Genomic DNA, 17942 nt, shown 5'->3' on the forward strand with positions numbered 1-17942 from the left:
ATTGTGTTTGTTTTGTTACGGTCAAGTTGTGTCTCCATGTAAAGGCAAAGCAGGTTTTTCTTGTTGCCTTCCAGGCCGACCGCCAAGATCAACGCCGGTGCATCCACGCAGTCCCGGTGGGGCATGGTTGGTCCTGGTTCCCGGCAGGAGAGATGGACATGCGATTCGCTGACGTTGGCATGACATTCAAAGTTCTGGCGGTGGTCGCTCTTATGGCCTTGGCCACGGTTGCTGCCGGTGGTTTGGCTGTCGTCCGCATGGCGGAGATTGATAATTCCTACTCTGATCTGCTTGTCCATGACACCAAGGTGCAGGTGCTTCTGGCGCGGGCCAACCAAAACCTGCTGAATGCCGGGCGTTTGGCCTATCGCCTGACGCAGGAAAGGGAGGATGCGGTCCTCAAGGGCATATCAGACGAGATCAACAACGACTTCAAGCTGTTCCGGGAACGGACGGCAGAGGCCGCAAAGCTTTTGCCCGTTTATGCCCCCCGTATCACTGCTATCGTCGAGGAGTTTGCGGTTTACGAAGGTGCCCTTGTTGAGGCCCGCGACCTGATCGTTGCACGCAAGTTTGATGAGGGGTTGATTGTTCTTGTCGACAAGGCAACCCCACAGGGTCGTACGGTGCGTACGACGGTGGCTTCCTTGGTTGATAACGTTGATGTCGAGCTGCAGAAAAAGTCGGATAATCTGGGTGATAGCGCTGATGCGGCTATTGTTGGCACGATTGTCTTGATTGTCGGTGGCCTGGTTGCCGTTGTTCTGATCGCTGTTGTTCTGGTCAAGACGACAATATCTGGACCGATGAATGGCTTGGCTTCGGTCATGGAAACCATTGCGGACGGTAATTTTGACACTGAAATACAGGGGCTGGATCGCAAGGATGAAATTGGGGTTATGGCCCGCAGTGTTGATGTCTTCCGTCAGAACGGCATCCGTATCCGCCAGATGGAGGCCGAGCAGGCCAATCAGAAGCGCCGCGCCGAGCAGGAAAAGAAAGCGGCAATGAACGCTCTGGCCGATCGTTTCGAGTCGTCCGTGCAATCTATTGTCGAAACACTGTCTTCTGCGGCTACAGAGCTTCAGGCCAGTGCGGAATCCATGACGTCCTTGGCTTCGATGTCCGCATCCCAAGGTAAGGTGGTGGCCGAGGCGGCAACGCAGGCTTCATCCAACGTGCAGACGGTGGCTTCGGCATCAGAAGAGCTGGCAGCCTCGATCCAGGAGATTGTGCGCCAAGTTTCCGACTCCAGCCAGATTACGGCCGATGCCGTTGACCAGACAGGTCGTAGCGGCGAGATTATCAAGGGGCTGGCCCAGTCTACCCAACAGATTGGCGAAGTAGTCAATTTGATCAATGACATTGCCAGTCAAACCAACCTTCTGGCATTGAACGCCACGATTGAAGCGGCCCGTGCCGGGGAGGCCGGCAAAGGCTTCGCCGTAGTCGCGAACGAGGTCAAGAGCCTGGCTAACCAGACAGCCCGCGCCACCGGCCAGATTTCCGAGCAGATCGGGGCTGTACAGAATGCGACCCATGATGCGGTGGCGGCAATTGCCATGGTGATCGAGACCATCGGGCGCCTGAACCAGATTTCTGCGGCTATTGCCTCGGCCATGGAAGAACAGGATGCGGCCACGCGTGAGATTGCTCGTAACGTGGAAGAAGCTTCCAACGGTACGGGCGAGGTGACCAAGAACGTCCGCAGCATGAACGAAGCATCCGGCGAGGTTGGTAATTCCGCCAGCCAAGTTCTGTCTGCAGCCAAGGAGCTGGCGCAGCAATCCGCAGTGTTAAGGACCGAAGTCACCCGCTTTGTCGAGGAAATCCGGAACGGGGGTTAGCCTTCCGGTTACCCGATGCACAATGTGTTCATAGCGCCCGCCGGGAAGTACAGTTTCCGACGGGTTTCCTGTTGCTGAATGTGCGCGTATGGTCCAGTGCTTGGCGGATGTCACCCAGAATATCGACCGGTGTCTCCAGCCCGGCTGAGATTCGTATCAGTCCATCGGAGATCCCGTGTTCTGCCCGCTCTTCCGGCGTATAGGTGGAATGGGTCATGCTGGCCGGGTGTTGCACCAGCGTTTCTGGATCGCCAAGGCTGACAGCGCAGGTCACAAGGCGCAGGGCATCGATAAAAGCCAGCCCGGCGGGCATTCCCTCATGCAGCTCGAAGGCAACCATGCCGCCAAAACCCCCGGTCATCTGCCGCTGTGCCAGATCGTGCGAAGGGTTGCTGTCCAGCCCCGGATACATGACGGTGCGAACAGCCGGATGTTTTTCCAGCAAGCGTGCGATAGCGGCGGCTGTAGAACAGTGCCGGGCCATCCGTAGCTCCAGCGTTTTCAGCCCGCGCAGGATCTGGCTGGCATCGAACGGAGACAGCACAGCCCCGGTCATGTCCTTCAATCCTGTTGCGCGAATAGTCGCAACCATGTCACTTGTCCCCAGAACGGCTCCGGCGGTCAGGTCACCGTGCCCACCCAAGTACTTGGTGGCGGAATGCACGACCAGATCGGCTCCCATCTCGGCCGGGCGCTGGATAACGCTGGCACCGTAGGTATTGTCGACAATTGTCACGGCCCCGGTTTGGTGGGCTATAGCCGATACGGCGGCAATATCGATCAGGCGCATATTGGGGTTGGCCGGAGTTTCGAAATATACAACGGCGGTATCTGGCCCGATAGCGGCGGGCAGTGCCTTCGGATTGGTCAGGTCCACATGGGTAACCTTGACCCCGAACCGGGCCAGGCCATGGTGCAACAGGGCAAACGTGCAGCCGTACAGGGTTTGGTCAACGATAATCTCCTGCCCGGGGGACAGCAGGGCCCACAGGGTGGCTGCAATGGCCCCCATGCCGGATCCGGTGACAAGCGCAGCTTCGGTTCCTTCCAGTGCAGCCAGTCGTGTTTCCAGCAGCGCCAGTGTCGGGTTCCCCAGACGGGTGTAGACAAACCCGGCGTCATGGCCGGCAAAGCGTTTTCCTCCGGTCTGGGCATTGGGAAATGCAAAGGTTGATGTCATGTAAACCGGCGGCACCAAGGAGCCCTGATGGCTGTGTGGATCATAGCCTGCATGAATGGCCCGGGTGGCGAACCCGGCCTGTTTTGTATCTGACATGGTACGTCCCCTGTATTTTTTGTTTTATTGTTGCCCCTTCGTCGCCGGACCCTTCACAACAGGTCCGGAACGATCGTGCACAGGGTATGTCCGGTTTTTGTTTGCGGCAATGTAAATGTGTCTTTTTCACGGTACTAGGATATCACGGTGATGTCTTGGCTACATCCGGCAGAGGATGCTGCAGGAGTGTGGGCCATGCGGTATCCCACCCGTGGGCATGATCCATGCCTGGAACCACGATCTTGACAGCCGCTGGCCCTGCTCGGCGGATAAAGGTATCGGCCAGGAAAGGGGGGACAATGCGGTCGTGATCCCCGACAAAGTGGATCTGTGGCACAGCGCGCGCGCGCGCGGCCTCTGTGACAGCATCGACAGACCCGGTCATGGGGGAAACCCGGTGATGCCGGACAAAGGCCCCGGAATCCAGGTTGCCGGCTACAGTACGTAAAGCCACCACATCACTCCGGCGTGCGGTCAGCACGGCGGCAATACTCCCCCCGCCGGAATAGCCGACCAGCTCCACCGCTGTGGCCCCGGCCTGTTCGCGCAGGGCGGTTACGGCAGCATCCACAGCCTCTATGACGGTAGGAGCCATGCGGGCATGTGTCCAGTACGACCGGTCGCATGCTGTTTCCGGCCGGGCCAGCATGCTGTATTGGCACGGACGCGCCAGCCACGCCACGTTGGGCGCTGGATCACGGGCCGCCAGCCATAACGCCACCGGGCGGTGCGGCGTGGGATCGGGCGAAGGCCGGGTGCGGGTGATCCAGGCAAAGCCATCCCCTTCTATATAAAGCCGCAATGGTTGATCCGGTGCCTGTATCCGTATCTGGGCCAGCAGAGTGAACGGCCCACTGTCCAGCCATTGCGGCTGCATACCCTGTGCCCGGCCTGTAGCCAGCGCCGAATCGAGACGATCCCCCAAAGGCCCGCCCCCACACCCGGCCAGCCCCACCATGACCAGAACGGCCAGCCAGCGATGTATGTCCATGGCACGTACGCACCGGGATACAGGCGTTTTTGCGGCGGATGTCATGGGATTGGGCTCCGTGATCAAGATTAGCGTGGCCTGTGTACACCACCCGGGGAAAGGCGTCATGGCAAACGTGCTTTTACGTTTCAACCATGAATATAATTTTCTGCAAGCAGCAATCATGGCATTTGTCGTGCTGTGGCATCTATGTAACAGGGGTGGCAACGAAAAAGTGTAGTTTGTTCAGATAGCAATTATGGAGTTAAAAAACTAAATAAAATCAACATGATGGGTGTGTTTTGCATGTTGACCCATGGCCGGAACGTATTATCAAGAGAGTCCGGCGCGCAGGCAGGGAACCCCATAACCGCAGGTGTCCATGTCCGGTGCGTGTGGTTGGCATCAACACAACACAGGAAGAGAACCGATCGTGTTACAAAAACGTAAGCATCTTTTGGCAACAACGGCGCTGGCCGCAGTTGTTATGGCAATTCCCGGCGTGGTAGGGGCGGCGGATAGAACTATTGACCTGTCGTCTTCTTCAGATACCGTAGTGCAATCCACAGCGCCTGATTCTGGTGCTGGTCAAGTTGCATCTGACGACGTAACTATTCAGAAGCACGCCTCAGCGACAAGAACGTATAAGGTCACTCCAGACCATCATACCGGCACCATCACCCTTGGTGCGGATGTCTTGGCTAAAGAAATCACCTTGGATCTTTCCGATGGTTCCAAGGTAACGGGCGTCCTGACCAGCACCGATAAGGTTGGTGTCCTGAAGTTCGTTGCTAAAGAAGGTGCATCCAGTATTGCGGGTCTTGTCGGTGCGGGTAGGGCCCTGCGTGAGGTCGAGATTACGGCCGAGGCTGTTGATGCATCCGTATCCGAGGCTGTCAATACCTACAAGCTGAGTATCAAGACTGGAGATGACAGAACCGTTACGCTGAAGTCCCTCGCTATAAAAGTGAGTGGTGGTTCCCGCAACGACCTTACCTTGGAGGGTAAGGGCACCCTGAAGATCACAAATGGCTTTGACTTTGGCAATGCCGGTATGCCCGGTAGCCTTGGCAAGGTCACAACCAAGACAGATGGCGAGGGGAACCTGGTCCTCGGCACAGAAGGTGCTGTTGTCGAGTCTGTAGTTGGTAACATTGGTGCTGCCGACAAGAAGCTGAACAGTGTAACGATTGAAGCCACTGGCAATAATGCGACGGCACAAGATGTCTATGCCAACGCGCTGCGTATGAATGCAGCCGATGGCAAGACCGCGACGGTTGGTTATGCCAAGGCAGGTACCTTGGTCGTTGAAGGCAAGGGCACAAGCATCGTTGGTGCCGGGAACAAAGGCTTTGACCTTGGCAATGTGACCACCACCAAGAACGGCCAGGGCAAGCTGGAACTGCGCGCTGCCGTGGATACCGTGGCTGGTGGCAAGGTAACCCAAAAGGGCGGCACCGTTGGCAATATTGGTACCCCCGGCGGTCGTTTTGCTGATGTCACCATCAACGCAACAGAAAACAAGGCCGTTGCAACCGGTGGCGATGTTTATGCCAAAAAGCTGACCCTGAATGCTGGAATTGAACGTACCTCCAGCGGTTCAGGCAGTTCTGTGACATACAGCGGCAATGCGATCAATCTGGGTTACGTTGGCACAGAAACCTTGATGCTTGATGGAGAGGGCACCAGCAGAATCGGTCGCAGTGGCGACAAGGCTACAGGCTTCAACATTGGCAAAGTGGAAGCTACGGGTGACGGGAAGGGCGTTCTGCACCTGTACGCTACCGAAGGGTCCAGCATTGGATCAATTGGTGCAGCTGGCAAGTCTTTGAAAGACGTTCACTTGAAGCACGGTAACCTTCGTCTTGGTACCGGCGAGGTGCATGCAAAGAACTTGCATCTGGAAGCCAATACCGCGCTGCTGCTTGATGGGCCAGTCAAAGTCCATGGTGCGCTGAACGCCCCGACGCAGGACGAAGCCACCAAGGAAACGTTCATCGACGAAAGTGGTGTCAGCTATAATTACTGGCGTGCACAAATCGTTGTCTCCCAGAAGGGTATCGATGCTGCCAACAAAGAAGGAAAGGCAGTGTTGGAGGCTAACTCGACGTCTGGCTTTACCTTTGATAGTGCAAATAAGAAGGCTTCATTCTATCAATTTGGAGTAGAAAATACGATCCTGGAAGGCAAGTTCAAGTCGTTGAGTTTGACGAATGGTTTGTCTGGTCTTGCAGGTGACGATCTCCGCCTTGCAAAATCTGTTTTTAATCATGACTATGGCACCATTCTGGCCCGGGTGACCAACACCCTTTCAGCCGACGGGAAGCTGGTTGATACAGTGGTTGCTCCGCGCAGCGACAGTGAGATTGCCCGTAGATTGTCGGTCAGCGTCGATGAAGCCAAGGCCATTAAGGCTGTGGTTCGTTCTTTGGGTGATGATGCCGAGGCCCGTGTAGCCCTGAATATGGCTCTGGAAAAGGGCAGCGATGCCGGAAATGCAGCTCGTCAGTCGGCTGTATCCACGGTGTCTCAGGCCAACCAGGCTATCAACACCGCATCCCGCGCTGCGGCTGATGCCGTTACATCCCGCTTGGCATCGGCCCGTACCGGTACTGATGTGGCCGGTCTGCAACAAAGCGGTACCGCCGCCGGTGACAGCACCCTGCGCAATGGCGCCTGGGTCAAGGCCGCAGGCAGCACCGCAACCCAGAAATCCCGTGGTGGTGTGGCTGGAAACAGCACCAACAGCTATGGGATGACCATTGGTATGGACAACATGGTTGCCGACGACGTGCGCGTTGGTCTGGCCCTCAGCACATCCAAGTCCGACATGAAGGGCAAGGGTGCCAGCCAGACAAAGACCGATGTGACATCCTACCAGGTTGCCCTGTACGGTTCGTATGAGCCAGAGGGTTTCTTCGTTGAAGGTCAGCTGGCTTATGCCCAGAACAGCGTGAAGACCTCCCGCCAGATTACCATCGGTGGTCTGGACCGGACCGCCAAAGGCAAGTATGACGCCAACCAGTACTCTGCCTCTGTCGCCGCCGGATCCCCGCTGCACCGTGGTGCCGTCACCCTGACCCCGAAAGCAGGTCTGTCCTACACCTATACCGATCCTTCAAAGTACACGGAAACCGGTGCCGGTGCGTTCAACATGACTGTTGATCCTTCGGCAACCAGCATCTTGGAAGGAAGCCTGGGTGGTTCGCTGGCCTATGAACACAAAACCCTGCGCGGTTCTGTCGTTCGTCCGGAACTGCGGGCTGCGGCGCTGTATGACTTCATCGGTGATGATGCCACCAGCACCGGTAAGTATTCCGGCGATACAACCCTGTTCAACACCTCTGGCCTGAAGCGGTCCCGGTTCGGTGGTACCATTGGTGCCGGCTTGGGCTACACCACGGCTGATGGTGTGTGGGAAGTTCGTGCGGACTATGACGCAGAAATGCGGTCTGGCTATGTCGGTCACAACGGCATGCTGACAGGTCGTGTCAACTTCTGATCCCTTGTAGTGTCAGTTGGGTGTATTGTGTACATCCGACCCTGCTATCTGGCAGAGCCCCTCGCTTCGGCGGGGGGTTTTGCGTTATCATGCAAAGTTCGCTGCCCATGCTGACATTGATGAAGAGCGTAAGAGGCAAGTTGCCTCTCTGCGTAAGCCATTGGGCAGGTACTTCACGGTCTTTTATGGGTGCAAGGCAGCTCTGTGTTGTATCCATTCATATCGATCAACAGATACAGAAGAACATGTGGCACATCCCCCACGGTGTGTACCGCAGGGTGGGGGAGCGGTTACACGGCGAATCTGTCCCTTCGCGATCCATCGTTCGATCAGGGGTTCTACGGCTTCCTCGGTACTGTTGACATGCGCAGCAATATCGGCTGCAGACAAGGGGCCATAGGCTTGCAGGCAGTGCCGTATGGCAAACAAGCTGTTCATGCTGTTCTCTGTTTCCGGCGTCTGTTCAGGGTGATGCCAGCCAGAGCTCCTAGGGCCAGCATCAGGCTTATACTTGTGGCGATTACGGGGTGTCCCGGTTTTGTGGCCCAAGTTCCGCCTTGGTAGATCGCGACAGCTGATAGCCAAGCCAGTGCCGTTGTCCAGATGGCAGAGAACAGCATCCAGCGTGTGCCGATTTCCTGCCGGATAGCACCGAGGGTCGCTACGCATGGGCTGTAGAGCAGCACCAGTACCATATAGGCCAAGGCTGCTGGTGGGCTGCTGAACCTTCGTGCCAGTTCTTGTGTCAGGGGTGTTTCTTGGTGATCCGCATTGTTTTCAGCCGCTCCAAGTCCGGTCAGGGCCATTATGTTTGTGGGGATGGTAGCGAAGGCATCAGCCAGCGCTGTAAGGAGTGGAGCTGTTGAGTCCGCCGTGCTTTGATCATCGTGGTTAGAGACATACAGGCTGTCCAGTGTGGCGATAATGGCTTCCTTTGCAAATAGGCCGGTTACCAGCCCGACTGCAGCGGGCCAGTTGTCATCATCAATACCAAGAGGCTCGAGCGCAGGGATCAGGGCGCGGCTTGCTGATGCCAGGACAGAATTCTGCTTGTCTGTAATATCAAATGTTCCATCCGTGCCTGTTGATGCCAGGAGGGAAAGAACGGTCACGACCGGAACAATCACCTGGCCGGCCCGGAAGACAAAACCAGCAAGGCGTTGTCGTGTTTGCAGCAGGATTGTTCGTCCCGAAGGAACATGCCACGGGGGTAATTCCATGATGAAGGGAAGCGATCCTCCCCCCAGAAATGTGTGTTTGAGGACAAGCCCAGTGCCTACAGCGGCCATCAGACCCAGAATATAAAGACCGAACACCACATTCTGGCCGTTTTCGGGGAAGAAAGCGGCGGCAAAAAGCGCAAAAACGGGCAATCTGGCCCCGCATGACATGAAAGGTGCCATCATGGATGTCAGGATTCTTTCACGCCGATGTTCCAGGGTTCGGGTTGCCATGATTGCCGGGACATTGCAGCCAAACCCGACGATCAGGGGTACAAAGGCCTTTCCGGGTAGGCCGAGGCTGCGTATGGCCCGATCGGCAACGAATGCCGCGCGAGCCATGTAGCCCGAATCTTCCAAGGCAGACAGGAAGAGAAACAGAAAGCCGATAATGGGAATAAAGGTGCAAACGGTTTGTATGCCTTGGCCGACAGCTCTTACAACGGCAGCAAGCCATGCGGGGGCAGCGGTCGCTTCCAGAAGGCGGGCCGGAGCATCAACCAGCAAAGCACCTGCTGCCAAGTCAAAGGCGTCGATGAAGGCCCCGCCCAGCGTGATGGTCAGCAGGAACATCAGGTACATAACGGCCAGAAAGATGGGGATTCCCGCAAATTTGTTCAGAACCAGGGAATCAAGCCTCCCTGTCGTGCCTGCCGTTTTCGTGGGGGTCTTTTTGCAGCAATCAGCCAGAATCGCGCCAATAAAGGTGTAACGTCCTTCGGCAATCAGGATATCCGCGTCTTCACCACTGTTTGTGCTGATGTCGTTACGGGCTGTTTCTGCAGCGTTAATCCCCGCAGCATCCGTCAGGGTTTCGGCCAGGCTGTCACCTTCAATCAGGCGCAGGGCTGCCCATGTGGGGTCAATACCTTCCATTCTGGCCTTGTCGTTGACGAAGGGAACGAGCGCCCGAGAGGCTTCAATAATGCTTGCGTGATGGTCCGGGCGTCGTTCTGTTCCGCTTGGGGCCTTTATTGCCTTCTCCAGCGTTGTCCTGAGTTGCTCCAGTCCACGGGAGCGAGAGGCAATCAAAGGGATAACCGGGCATCCCAAGCTTGCGGACAGCTGCTCATGGTCAATGGTGATTCCCTTGCTTTCTGCCACATCCATCATGTTGATGGCCAGAATCAGGGGGACACCCATTTCCAGAATCTGTGTGGTCAGGTAGAGGTTCCGCTCCAGCGCCGAGGCATCCAGCACATTGATAATCAGGGCAGGTTTGTCAAGCAACAGGGCATCACGGGCAATCCGCTCATCCTCGCTGCTGGTATTCGGTCCGCCCAGCATGTAGGTTCCTGGCAGGTCGACAAGTGTGACGCAGCGTCCGTTCGGTAATTTTATGGTGCCGGTTTTTTTCTCGATGGTCACGCCGGGCCAGTTGCCAACGTGTTGCCGCAACCCTGTCAACGCATTGAAAAGCGTTGTTTTTCCGGAATTTGGGTTGCCGGCCAGTGCAATGTGCAGGGTCATGGTAACAGGACCTCCACGGCGACAATACTGGCTTCAGAACGGCGTATGGTCAGACTGCAACCCCGGACATGCAGCTCCAGCGGGTCTCCCAATGGGGCAACACGTGTGATTGTAAAGCGGGTCCCCGGTGTCAGGCCCATGGCCAACAGGCGCTGCCGGTATCCGGCATTCCCTCCCTGTAATCCGATGACACGTGCGGCTTGTCCGGGGTATAGATCCTGAAGAGTCATATCTGCCATGGTTCTGTTGTTCGGGTATCGGCTTCTGGCAGTGGGCCGCAGGAGTGCGGGCTGCTGCAACTTGATCTGATTTTCATATGCTATCTGTCAATATGATGAATTGATCTGCCTCAACTTGAAACGTGGACGTGGCCCTTATTACACCTTGTTCTGCCTATAAAGGATGCTTTGCATGATGGACTCTTGGCTGCCTGACCTGATCTGGGATTCGCATGTCTGTTTGCCCCTTGATGTGCGGGCACCTTTGTCTCTTTTGGACAGCCATGTTCGCGGTGGGACCGGGTTTGTCTCTGTCAATGTTGGCATGGATATGAACCAGATCTCCCAGATTATGCGCGTCTTGGCCGCCTTCCGTGCCAAAATTGCGGAATCTCCTGACCGCTGGTCTCTTGTTCGTACAGTGGCGGACATTGATGTTGCACGGTCCAAGGGGGCCCTTGCCATAGCCTTTGATCTTGAAGGTTCGTTAATGCTTCAGGATATGCCCGAGATGCTGGAGGTCTTTTCAGCTTTGGGTGTACGCCAGATTCACTTTGCCTATAACCGTAACAACAGTGTTTCCGGGGGCTGTCATGACGATGACATGCCTCTGACTGCACTGGGGCGCCGTATGGTGAGGGCTGTGCATGACAACGGGATGATCATGGATTGTTCGCATATGGGGCGCCGTTCTTCCCTTGATGTTATGGAGGTTGCGCAGCGTCCCGTTGTTTTCAGCCATACCAATCCCCGTGCATTGTGCGGGCATGAGCGCTGTATTGATGATGATCTGATTCGTGCCTGTGCGCAGACCGGGGGTGTGGTCGGACTGTCCGGATTGAATCGTTTTTTTGGTATCCAGACGGATGTGCAGGACGAGGATATGATCCGTCATATCGATCATGTCGTTGCTGTTGCGGGTATAAATCACGTCGGGATTGGCCTGGATGTCATGCACGAACTGCCCGGAATGACGGACTTTCCCGACGGTGTTGACCGGGGATACTGGTGGCCTGTTGCGCGTGGATACACGCTTGGTTATCCGGTCAAGGTCTATGCCCCGGAGAATCTGTCACGTCTTGCCCGTTCTTTGCTTGCGCACGGGTACAATCGGGATGATGTCAGCAAAATTATGGGGGGGAACTTCAGGCGGGTTGCCAGCGCAACATGGGGAAGCGCCAGTGTCTGAACCGGGCGTCTCAAGTGCATGCTATGCCTGACGAGATGGTGGCTGGGGTGCCAGGATTCGAACCTGGGAATGGCGGTACCAAAAACCGCTGCCTTACCACTTGGCTACACCCCAACAGACAAGGTAAAGACTACCCTGTGCGAGAGGGCGGCACCATAAGGTATTCTTCTGACCTGTGCAACAGTCTTTTGTGCACACGCCAACACTTTGGTCCACAACATACATCTGGTGCGCAAGGGCTATTTTGGGGTTTATTATCTGCTCTCTTGATGTCTCGGGGGGTATTGTGCATATACGAACAGGGAAGCCCGGTGATGTATGCGCGGCAACAGATGTGCTGCGGCGCTCTATTGTGGAGTTGTGCCAAGAGGATCACGGACGAATACCCGAGCGGATAGCGCTCTGGCTTGCCAACAAGACCTCCGATACGGTTGCTCTCTGGATTGATTCCGAGAGCCTCAGGTTCGTTGTTGCAGAAGATGCCAACTGTGTTGTGGGCGTTGGTGCTGCCAGTGTAGATGGTGAGATTCTTCTGGACTACGTAGATCCTCTTCATCGGTTTCGAGGGATCAGCCGGTCTGTCTTATCGCATCTTGAGGCATGGATATCGGGGCGAGGGCATTCCACCGTCGCGCTGACAAGCACCAGGACAGCGCTGCCATTTTACTTGGCAGCCGGGTACAGAAAGAGTGGTCCAGTCGATGCCTGGCAGGGTATGCCGGGCTATCCTCTTGACAAGCAGTTGTTGCGCCTATCCTTGGCAACCACCACGGTTGATGTGATGACGAAGGACTAGATCCCGGTGAGCGAGACCGGTGAGTCCGCCAGCCCGAACGGGTCCACGGTATGTAGAACCGGGGCTGCTGCAACCCACCACGCAGGCTTGGTTGTCCGTAAGGCTTTGGCCGCTGTCCGGGCTTCGTACTCTGTAGAGAAGAGTGCCCAGCACGTTGCTCCGCTACCGGACATTCTGGCAAGCAGGCACGACGGCAAGGCTGTCAGAAGAGCCAGGCATTCCCCGATAACCGGTTCCAGGCTTATGGCTGCGGCGGTCAGGTCATTGCGTCCTTTACGCAGTTGTATGGCCAGATCCTCGGCGGAGCGGGGTGTATCGGTCAGCCGGACCGGGGGGAGAAAGTCACCGGCATGGGCCCGGAAGACCCGAGGTGTGGAGACTTCTACGCCCGGGTTTGCAAGCACCAGCCAGAATCCAGGCAGGGGAGGGGCTTCATGCAGGATGTCGCCAATCCCCTCCATGATTGTTGAACGTCCCTGCAGGCACACCGGAACATCGGCACCCAAGCCAAGAGCCAATTCATGCAGGGCTGCTTTTGTGGGGTAAAAAGACCACAAGCGTATCAGGCCGTGCAGGACTGCTGCGGCATCAGCGCTGCCTCCACCTATTCCCGCAGAAACAGGGATGTTTTTTTCCAGAACCACCCGCACGCCATCCTTACGTCCTGCAAGAGCAGCTAGGCTCCGTGCGGCTCGCAGGGTGATGTTGTCTGCTGGATCCAAGGTGTCCAGATTGTGGGCCTGGGGCCCCTCAATAACCAATGAAAATGTTTCTGCCGGTTCCAGTGTGATGTGGTCCAGAATGCCTGCAAACACCACAAGGCTTTCCAGCATGTGATAGCCATCGTCACGACGTGCCGTAAGGTGCAAGGTCAAGTTGACCTTGGCTGGGGCTGCAACGCACACTGTCTTTTCAGAAGTGGTCATGTCCTGTCCTTGGCGGTGCCGTCTCTTTTCATTCTTCGGGTGGTACGAAGATCTTACTGCGGCGATGTGCCTTCACGGCCCTTGGCGTGTTCGTCCAGTTTCTGCGTGATACTTCGGGCTATGCTGTCTTCTGGCTTCAGGCTCAAGGCCCGTTTCCACTGAAAAATGGCTTCCCGCGTGCGCCCTGCTTTCCAGTATGCATCGCCCAGATGATCATTGATGGTTGGATCAGCTGGTTCCAGCTCGACGGCTTGTTCCAGATAGGTGATTGCGCCCTGATAGTCACCCAGAAGGTACAGGGCCCACCCCAGACTGTCGACTATGAAGCCATCATCAGGGCGCTGGGCAACGGCCTGTTCAATCATGGCTTTGCCACGTTCCAGATTCAGGCCACGGTCGATCCATGAATACCCAAGATAGTTCAGAATCATCGGGTGGTCTGGCTGTTGCTCCAAGGCCAGAAGCAGGTGTTTCTCCGCCTCACTCCACTGCCCGTTGCGCTCCAAGGCCATGCCCAGGCTGTAATGGGCCGGCCACGTCGGTATGGTTGTTCCTTTCAGCCGCTCCAGGCCAGAGCGATATGCCGATATGGCTGCTGACCAGCGATTTTGTCGTCGCTCCAGATCGCCCAGAAGCATCAAGGGTTCCGGTGTTTCCGGGTGCATATCCGAGAGAGTATTCAAGACGTTACGGGCTTTATCCGGAAGGCCATCTTGCTCAAACGCTTCGGCCATTTTCAGGCGGGCCGGCCAGAACAGGGGGGTATCTTTTGTAATGCTGCCAAGGATGTGGGCCGCTTCTTTCCAACGCCGCTGTTCATACAGAACATCTCCGATCATCAGCTGTGCGTAGCTGAAGTCGGGTCTTGCGATCAAGGCCATGCGAGAGAAGACCAGAACGGCATCCCACGCTTTCTCCTGCACAATGGAAGAGGCGGTACCATACAGGGCTTCGGACAACCCATCCGATGCAGAGCGAACAGGTCTGTCCTGTCCATTACTTGAACGGAATTCCATCAATGCGGCGTCGACAAGAACGGAAGACATGTGTTCCCGTCTATAGCGTTCAAAAAGCTCCAGCGCGGCTTCTGTCTTACTATTCCGGTGCAGATAGGCGGCTATAATCTGGGCAGCCCGCAGGGAAAGCGATGACCCATCCAGAACTTTCTCGTACCAGTAGCCAGCTTCGGCATCCCGGCCTGCCGTATCCAGGATCAAGCCAGCGTGAAAATCGTGCAGCGGTACAAGCTGTTGCTGTTGACGCATGGGCCTGAGTGTTTCCAGTGCTTGGTCGTGTTGCCCCGACCCGGCAAGGATCCACGCCCGCATAAGCGGAACCACAAAGCTGTTCAGGCCTTGTGTCTTCAGGGGCGCGAGAATCTCCAGCGCATCATGCCAGCGCCCTTCATGGGCGGCCCCCGTTGCGACCACAAGCGGGGCAAGCGTGTTCCCTTTGTCATGTGGCAATGTTGCTGCGGCCAAGGCAATGGCATTCTTGCTTTGGCCTGAGACCAGCATGTAATACCACGTGCGGCGTGCCAGCTCGATATTGGCAGAGTCACGCAGAAGGGCACCCTGATAGTAAGTGGCTGCCGCGGTGCTGTCGTGTTCCACCTGCGCCTGACGTCCGGCCAGATATTGCCCGAAAGCAGACGACAAGGGCGGGGGGTGATCCTGAAGCTCGGATGCAAGACTGACACTGCCGTATTCCGAGACCGGACCACACGATGCAAGCAACAGGGCTGCTCCGGATACCCAGAGAGTGGCCGCCCGGGGCAGGGCACGGGACAGGCTGCGCCGACGAGGCCATCTGCCACAAATCTTGTATGAAAGCATATCCAATCGATTCAGCCTGTTTGTACCTGTACCCTGTTTTTACATATTCGGGTAGTTGGGCCCGTCTCCCCCTTGCGGAACAACCCAGTTGATGTTCCCGGAGGGATCTTTGATATCACATGTTTTACAGTGTACACAGTTTTGAGCGTTGATCTGAAGACGGTCTTTCCCGGTTGTTGGGTCAGAAACAAACTCATAGACTCCGGCGGGACAGAATCGTGCTTCAGGCCCTGCGTAGATCTTCAGATTTACAGAAACAGGCAGTGTTGGATCCTTCAGGGTCAGGTGGCAGGGCTGGTTCTCTGCGTGGTTGGTTGAGGACAGAAAGACCGAGGAAAGCCGGTCAAATGTAATGACGCCATCTGGTTTGGGGTACTGGATCACGGGGACGGCACAGGCCGGCTTCAGGCAGGCATGGTCGGCGTGGTTGTGGAACGTCCAGGGTTCCTTGCCCCTGAATACATAGGTTGCCAGTGCCGAATAGATCAGGCCGCCCCAGAGACCCTTGTGGAAAGAGGGGCGGATATTGCGGGCTTTGTGTAATTCCGGCCACACCCACGAGGCTTTCATCATATGCCCGTAAGCGCTGACTTCATCCCGGCATGATGCACCGTTTGACAGGGCTTCAAAGACAGCTTCTGCGGCAACCATGCCGGATTTCATGGCGGTATGAGTTCCCTTGATTTTCGGGACGTTCAGGAAGCCTGCCGAGCAGCCGATCAGGGCCCCGCCGGGAAATGTCAGTTTCGGGATCGACTGGAAGCCTCCCTCATTGATTGCTCTGGCGCCATAGGCAACCCTTCGTCCTTTTTCCAGAAGTGGTCTGACGGATGGATGGGTCTTGAAACGCTGGAATTCATCAAAAGGAGACAGATATGGGTTGGAGTAGTCGAGGGCGACGACAAAGCCGATGGCGATCTGATTGTTTTCCATATGATAGAGGAATGATCCGCCATAGGTATCGGCCCGCATTGGCCAGCCAATGGTATGCACAATCCGTCCCGGACGGTGTACGGATGGGTCTACCTCCCAGATTTCCTTGATCCCGATCCCGTACGTTTGCGGATCACAGTCCTTGCGTAGATCAAAGCGTTCCATCAACTCCTTGGCCAGTGAACCGCGTACGCCTTCTGCAAACAGGGTTTGGCGGGCAACAAGCTCCATGCCGGGTTGGAATTGGTCCGTTGGCTCCCCATTACGGTCTCGCCCCATGTCCCCTGTTGCCACACCGCGCACCGCGCCGGTTTCATCGTACAGGATCTCTGCTCCCGCGAATCCCGGATAGATTTCTACACCGGCTTCTTCGGCTTGTTCTGCCAGCCACCGGCAAAGGTTGCCCAAGGAAACGATGTAGTTGCCATGATTATGCATCTGCGGTGGTGTGGGCAGGCGGAAGGCCCTGGTTTCTGTCAGAAACAGAAAATTGTCGTCTGTTGCCGGTGTTTTGAGGGGAGAATCCTTGACCTTCCAGTTTGGAATCAACTCGTCCAGGGCACGCGTTTCAATGACCGCACCAGACAGGATATGGGCTCCGATTTCTGATCCCTTTTCAATAACGCATACTGACAGTTCCCGCCCTTCCGCGGCAGCCAGTTGCTTGAGCCGGATTGATGCGCTGAGTCCGGCGGGGCCACCGCCAACGATAACCACATCAAACTCCATGGACTCCCGCTTCATCGGTCATTCCCCTGTCTTGTCACGCGGCTGTATCAAGCGGCCAGCATACGGGGGCAAGAGCTTGCAGGAAAGGGATTATATGGAAAGAGGGGGAGGGTCGTGTACGGAGAAGTGACGATCCGGGAAAGTGTGTGCTATGGTCTGGGCCATGATCGAGAATACACAGTGTACCCCGGATGTACTGTCGGGACCGGCTCTTTTACGTTGGTATCTTGATGCCGGCGTTGACGAGGTTGTTGGTGAACAGCCGCAAGATCGCTTTGCCTTGTCCCGTCCTGCTGTTGATGCTGCTCCTGTGCGGCCTGTCTCCCCGTTGCCAGAAGGTGTGAGCCTGCCAGCACCGGCTGCTGTCCCCCGTAGTCATTCTGTTGCGTCTTCCTCCTTGCAGGATGAGCCGGCAGCGGCACGGTTTGGTGCAACGCGTGCTGCCGCAGAATGTCTGGATCTGGAAACTTTGCGTGCCGCTGTCGAGGCTTTTGAAGGATGTCCTCTGAAGGTGACGGCTTCACGGACTGTTTTTGCTGATGGCAACCCGGATTCAGACCTGATGGTTGTTGGCGAGGCACCGGGACGGGATGAAGACCGGGAAGGCAAACCGTTTGTCGGGGTCAGTGGCCAACTTCTGGATCGCATGCTTTCCAGCATTGGCCTTGATCGTCGTTCTTACTACATCACCAACCTGCTGCCGTGGCGTCCGCCGGGGAATCGTGCGCCTACAGATGCCGAAGTTGCCGTCTGTCTTCCCTTCCTTGTTCGTCATATTGAGTTGGTACAGCCAAAAGTCCTTCTTTTGGTTGGGGGATTGGCGGCCAAGAACCTTTTTGCGCGTACGGAAGGTATCACCCGTTTGCGTGGGCATTGGCGGTCTTGGTCAAGTCCGGGGCTTTCCGCTCCGGTTCCGGCACTGGCCACTTTTCATCCAGCGTATTTGCTGCGTAACCCGGCTCACAAGCGCCAGGCATGGCGTGATCTTCTGGAAGTCAAGCTGAAGCTGGGATCGCTCGCGCCCTTGTGAT

General features: G+C 56.4%; 13 protein-coding genes and 1 tRNA gene. 5 read left to right on the plus strand and 9 right to left on the minus strand.

The genetic code is table 11. The annotated features are described in order from the left end of the window. Positions 1–158 precede the first annotated feature (158 nt). Complete coding sequence (locus tag HEQ72_RS06325) at positions 159–1847, plus strand: methyl-accepting chemotaxis protein (protein ID WP_168022893.1); 1689 nt, start codon at positions 159–161, stop codon at positions 1845–1847. Positions 1848–1875: 28 nt separating this feature from the next. Here the strand turns inward: HEQ72_RS06325 and megL are convergent, their stop codons facing one another. Continuing rightward, positions 1876–3123: a methionine gamma-lyase gene (megL, locus tag HEQ72_RS06330; protein WP_168022894.1), complete on the minus strand. Its 1248-nt coding sequence runs from the start codon at positions 3121–3123 to the stop codon at positions 1876–1878. 142 nt (positions 3124–3265) lie between these two features. Next, positions 3266–4159, minus strand: coding sequence for an alpha/beta hydrolase (locus HEQ72_RS06335; protein ID WP_168022895.1), 894 nt, complete (start codon positions 4157–4159; stop codon positions 3266–3268). Positions 4160–4526: 367 nt separating this feature from the next. Between HEQ72_RS06335 and HEQ72_RS11725 the strand changes: the two genes are divergently transcribed. After that, positions 4527–7595 (plus strand): autotransporter domain-containing protein, encoded by a 3069-nt coding sequence (locus HEQ72_RS11725; protein ID WP_168022896.1) that lies wholly within the window; start codon positions 4527–4529, stop codon positions 7593–7595. A 183-nt stretch (positions 7596–7778) separates the two neighbouring features. Here the strand turns inward: HEQ72_RS11725 and HEQ72_RS06345 are convergent, their stop codons facing one another. Genes HEQ72_RS06345 through HEQ72_RS06355 form a run of 3 tightly spaced genes read right to left on the minus strand, consistent with a single transcriptional unit; the run spans position 7779 to position 10524 of the window. Next, positions 7779–8033 carry a FeoC-like transcriptional regulator gene (locus HEQ72_RS06345; protein ID WP_168021065.1) on the minus strand — a complete coding sequence of 85 codons (255 nt, stop codon included), beginning with the start codon at positions 8031–8033 and terminating at the stop codon, positions 7779–7781. Next, the gene (gene feoB / locus HEQ72_RS06350) at positions 8030–10285 is read right to left on the minus strand and encodes a Fe(2+) transporter permease subunit FeoB (protein WP_168022897.1); all 2256 of its coding nucleotides are present in this window, start codon (positions 10283–10285) and stop codon (positions 8030–8032) included. Before feoB ends, HEQ72_RS06345 begins: the two co-directional genes overlap by 4 nt. Further along, positions 10282–10524 (minus strand): FeoA family protein, encoded by a 243-nt coding sequence (locus HEQ72_RS06355; RefSeq protein WP_209315715.1) that lies wholly within the window; start codon positions 10522–10524, stop codon positions 10282–10284. The genes feoB and HEQ72_RS06355 overlap by 4 nt, the downstream gene beginning before the upstream one ends. Positions 10525–10696: 172 nt before the next feature. On the opposite strand from HEQ72_RS06355, the gene HEQ72_RS06360 reads away from it, so the two are divergent. Continuing rightward, a complete protein-coding gene (locus tag HEQ72_RS06360; protein ID WP_245183238.1) occupies positions 10697–11692 on the plus strand; it encodes a dipeptidase in 996 nt (331 codons plus the stop codon). Between the two features lie 39 nt (positions 11693–11731). Here the strand turns inward: HEQ72_RS06360 and HEQ72_RS06365 are convergent. Continuing rightward, positions 11732–11806, minus strand: a tRNA-Gln gene (locus HEQ72_RS06365). Between the two features lie 130 nt (positions 11807–11936). Between HEQ72_RS06365 and HEQ72_RS06370 the strand changes: the two genes are divergently transcribed. After that, the gene (locus HEQ72_RS06370) at positions 11937–12488 is read left to right on the plus strand and encodes a GNAT family N-acetyltransferase (protein WP_209316203.1); all 552 of its coding nucleotides are present in this window, start codon (positions 11937–11939) and stop codon (positions 12486–12488) included. Here HEQ72_RS06370 and HEQ72_RS06375 read toward each other — a convergent pair. From HEQ72_RS06375 to HEQ72_RS06385, 3 genes are read right to left on the minus strand one after another with little or no spacing between them, the layout of a single operon-like run. After that, on the minus strand, positions 12485–13414 hold the full coding sequence (locus HEQ72_RS06375) for a 4-(cytidine 5'-diphospho)-2-C-methyl-D-erythritol kinase (RefSeq protein WP_168022899.1): 930 nt from the start codon (positions 13412–13414) through the stop codon (positions 12485–12487). The two genes, HEQ72_RS06370 and HEQ72_RS06375, sit on opposite strands and share 4 nt — an antisense overlap. A gap of 53 nt (positions 13415–13467) precedes the next feature. Continuing rightward, positions 13468–15249 carry a tetratricopeptide repeat protein gene (locus tag HEQ72_RS06380; protein WP_168022900.1) on the minus strand — a complete coding sequence of 594 codons (1782 nt, stop codon included), beginning with the start codon at positions 15247–15249 and terminating at the stop codon, positions 13468–13470. Positions 15250–15288: 39 nt separating this feature from the next. Further along, positions 15289–16926, minus strand: coding sequence for an electron transfer flavoprotein-ubiquinone oxidoreductase (locus HEQ72_RS06385; protein ID WP_168022901.1), 1638 nt, complete (start codon positions 16924–16926; stop codon positions 15289–15291). 136 nt (positions 16927–17062) lie between these two features. Between HEQ72_RS06385 and HEQ72_RS06390 the strand changes: the two genes are divergently transcribed. Next, positions 17063–17941 (plus strand): uracil-DNA glycosylase, encoded by an 879-nt coding sequence (locus tag HEQ72_RS06390; RefSeq protein ID WP_245184214.1) that lies wholly within the window; start codon positions 17063–17065, stop codon positions 17939–17941. The last annotated feature ends 1 nt before the right edge of the window (position 17942 follow it).

The sequence above is a fragment of the Haematospirillum sp. 15-248 genome, from assembly GCF_012102665.1.
In the GTDB taxonomy this organism is placed as follows: Bacteria; Pseudomonadota; Alphaproteobacteria; order Rhodospirillales; family Rhodospirillaceae; genus Haematospirillum.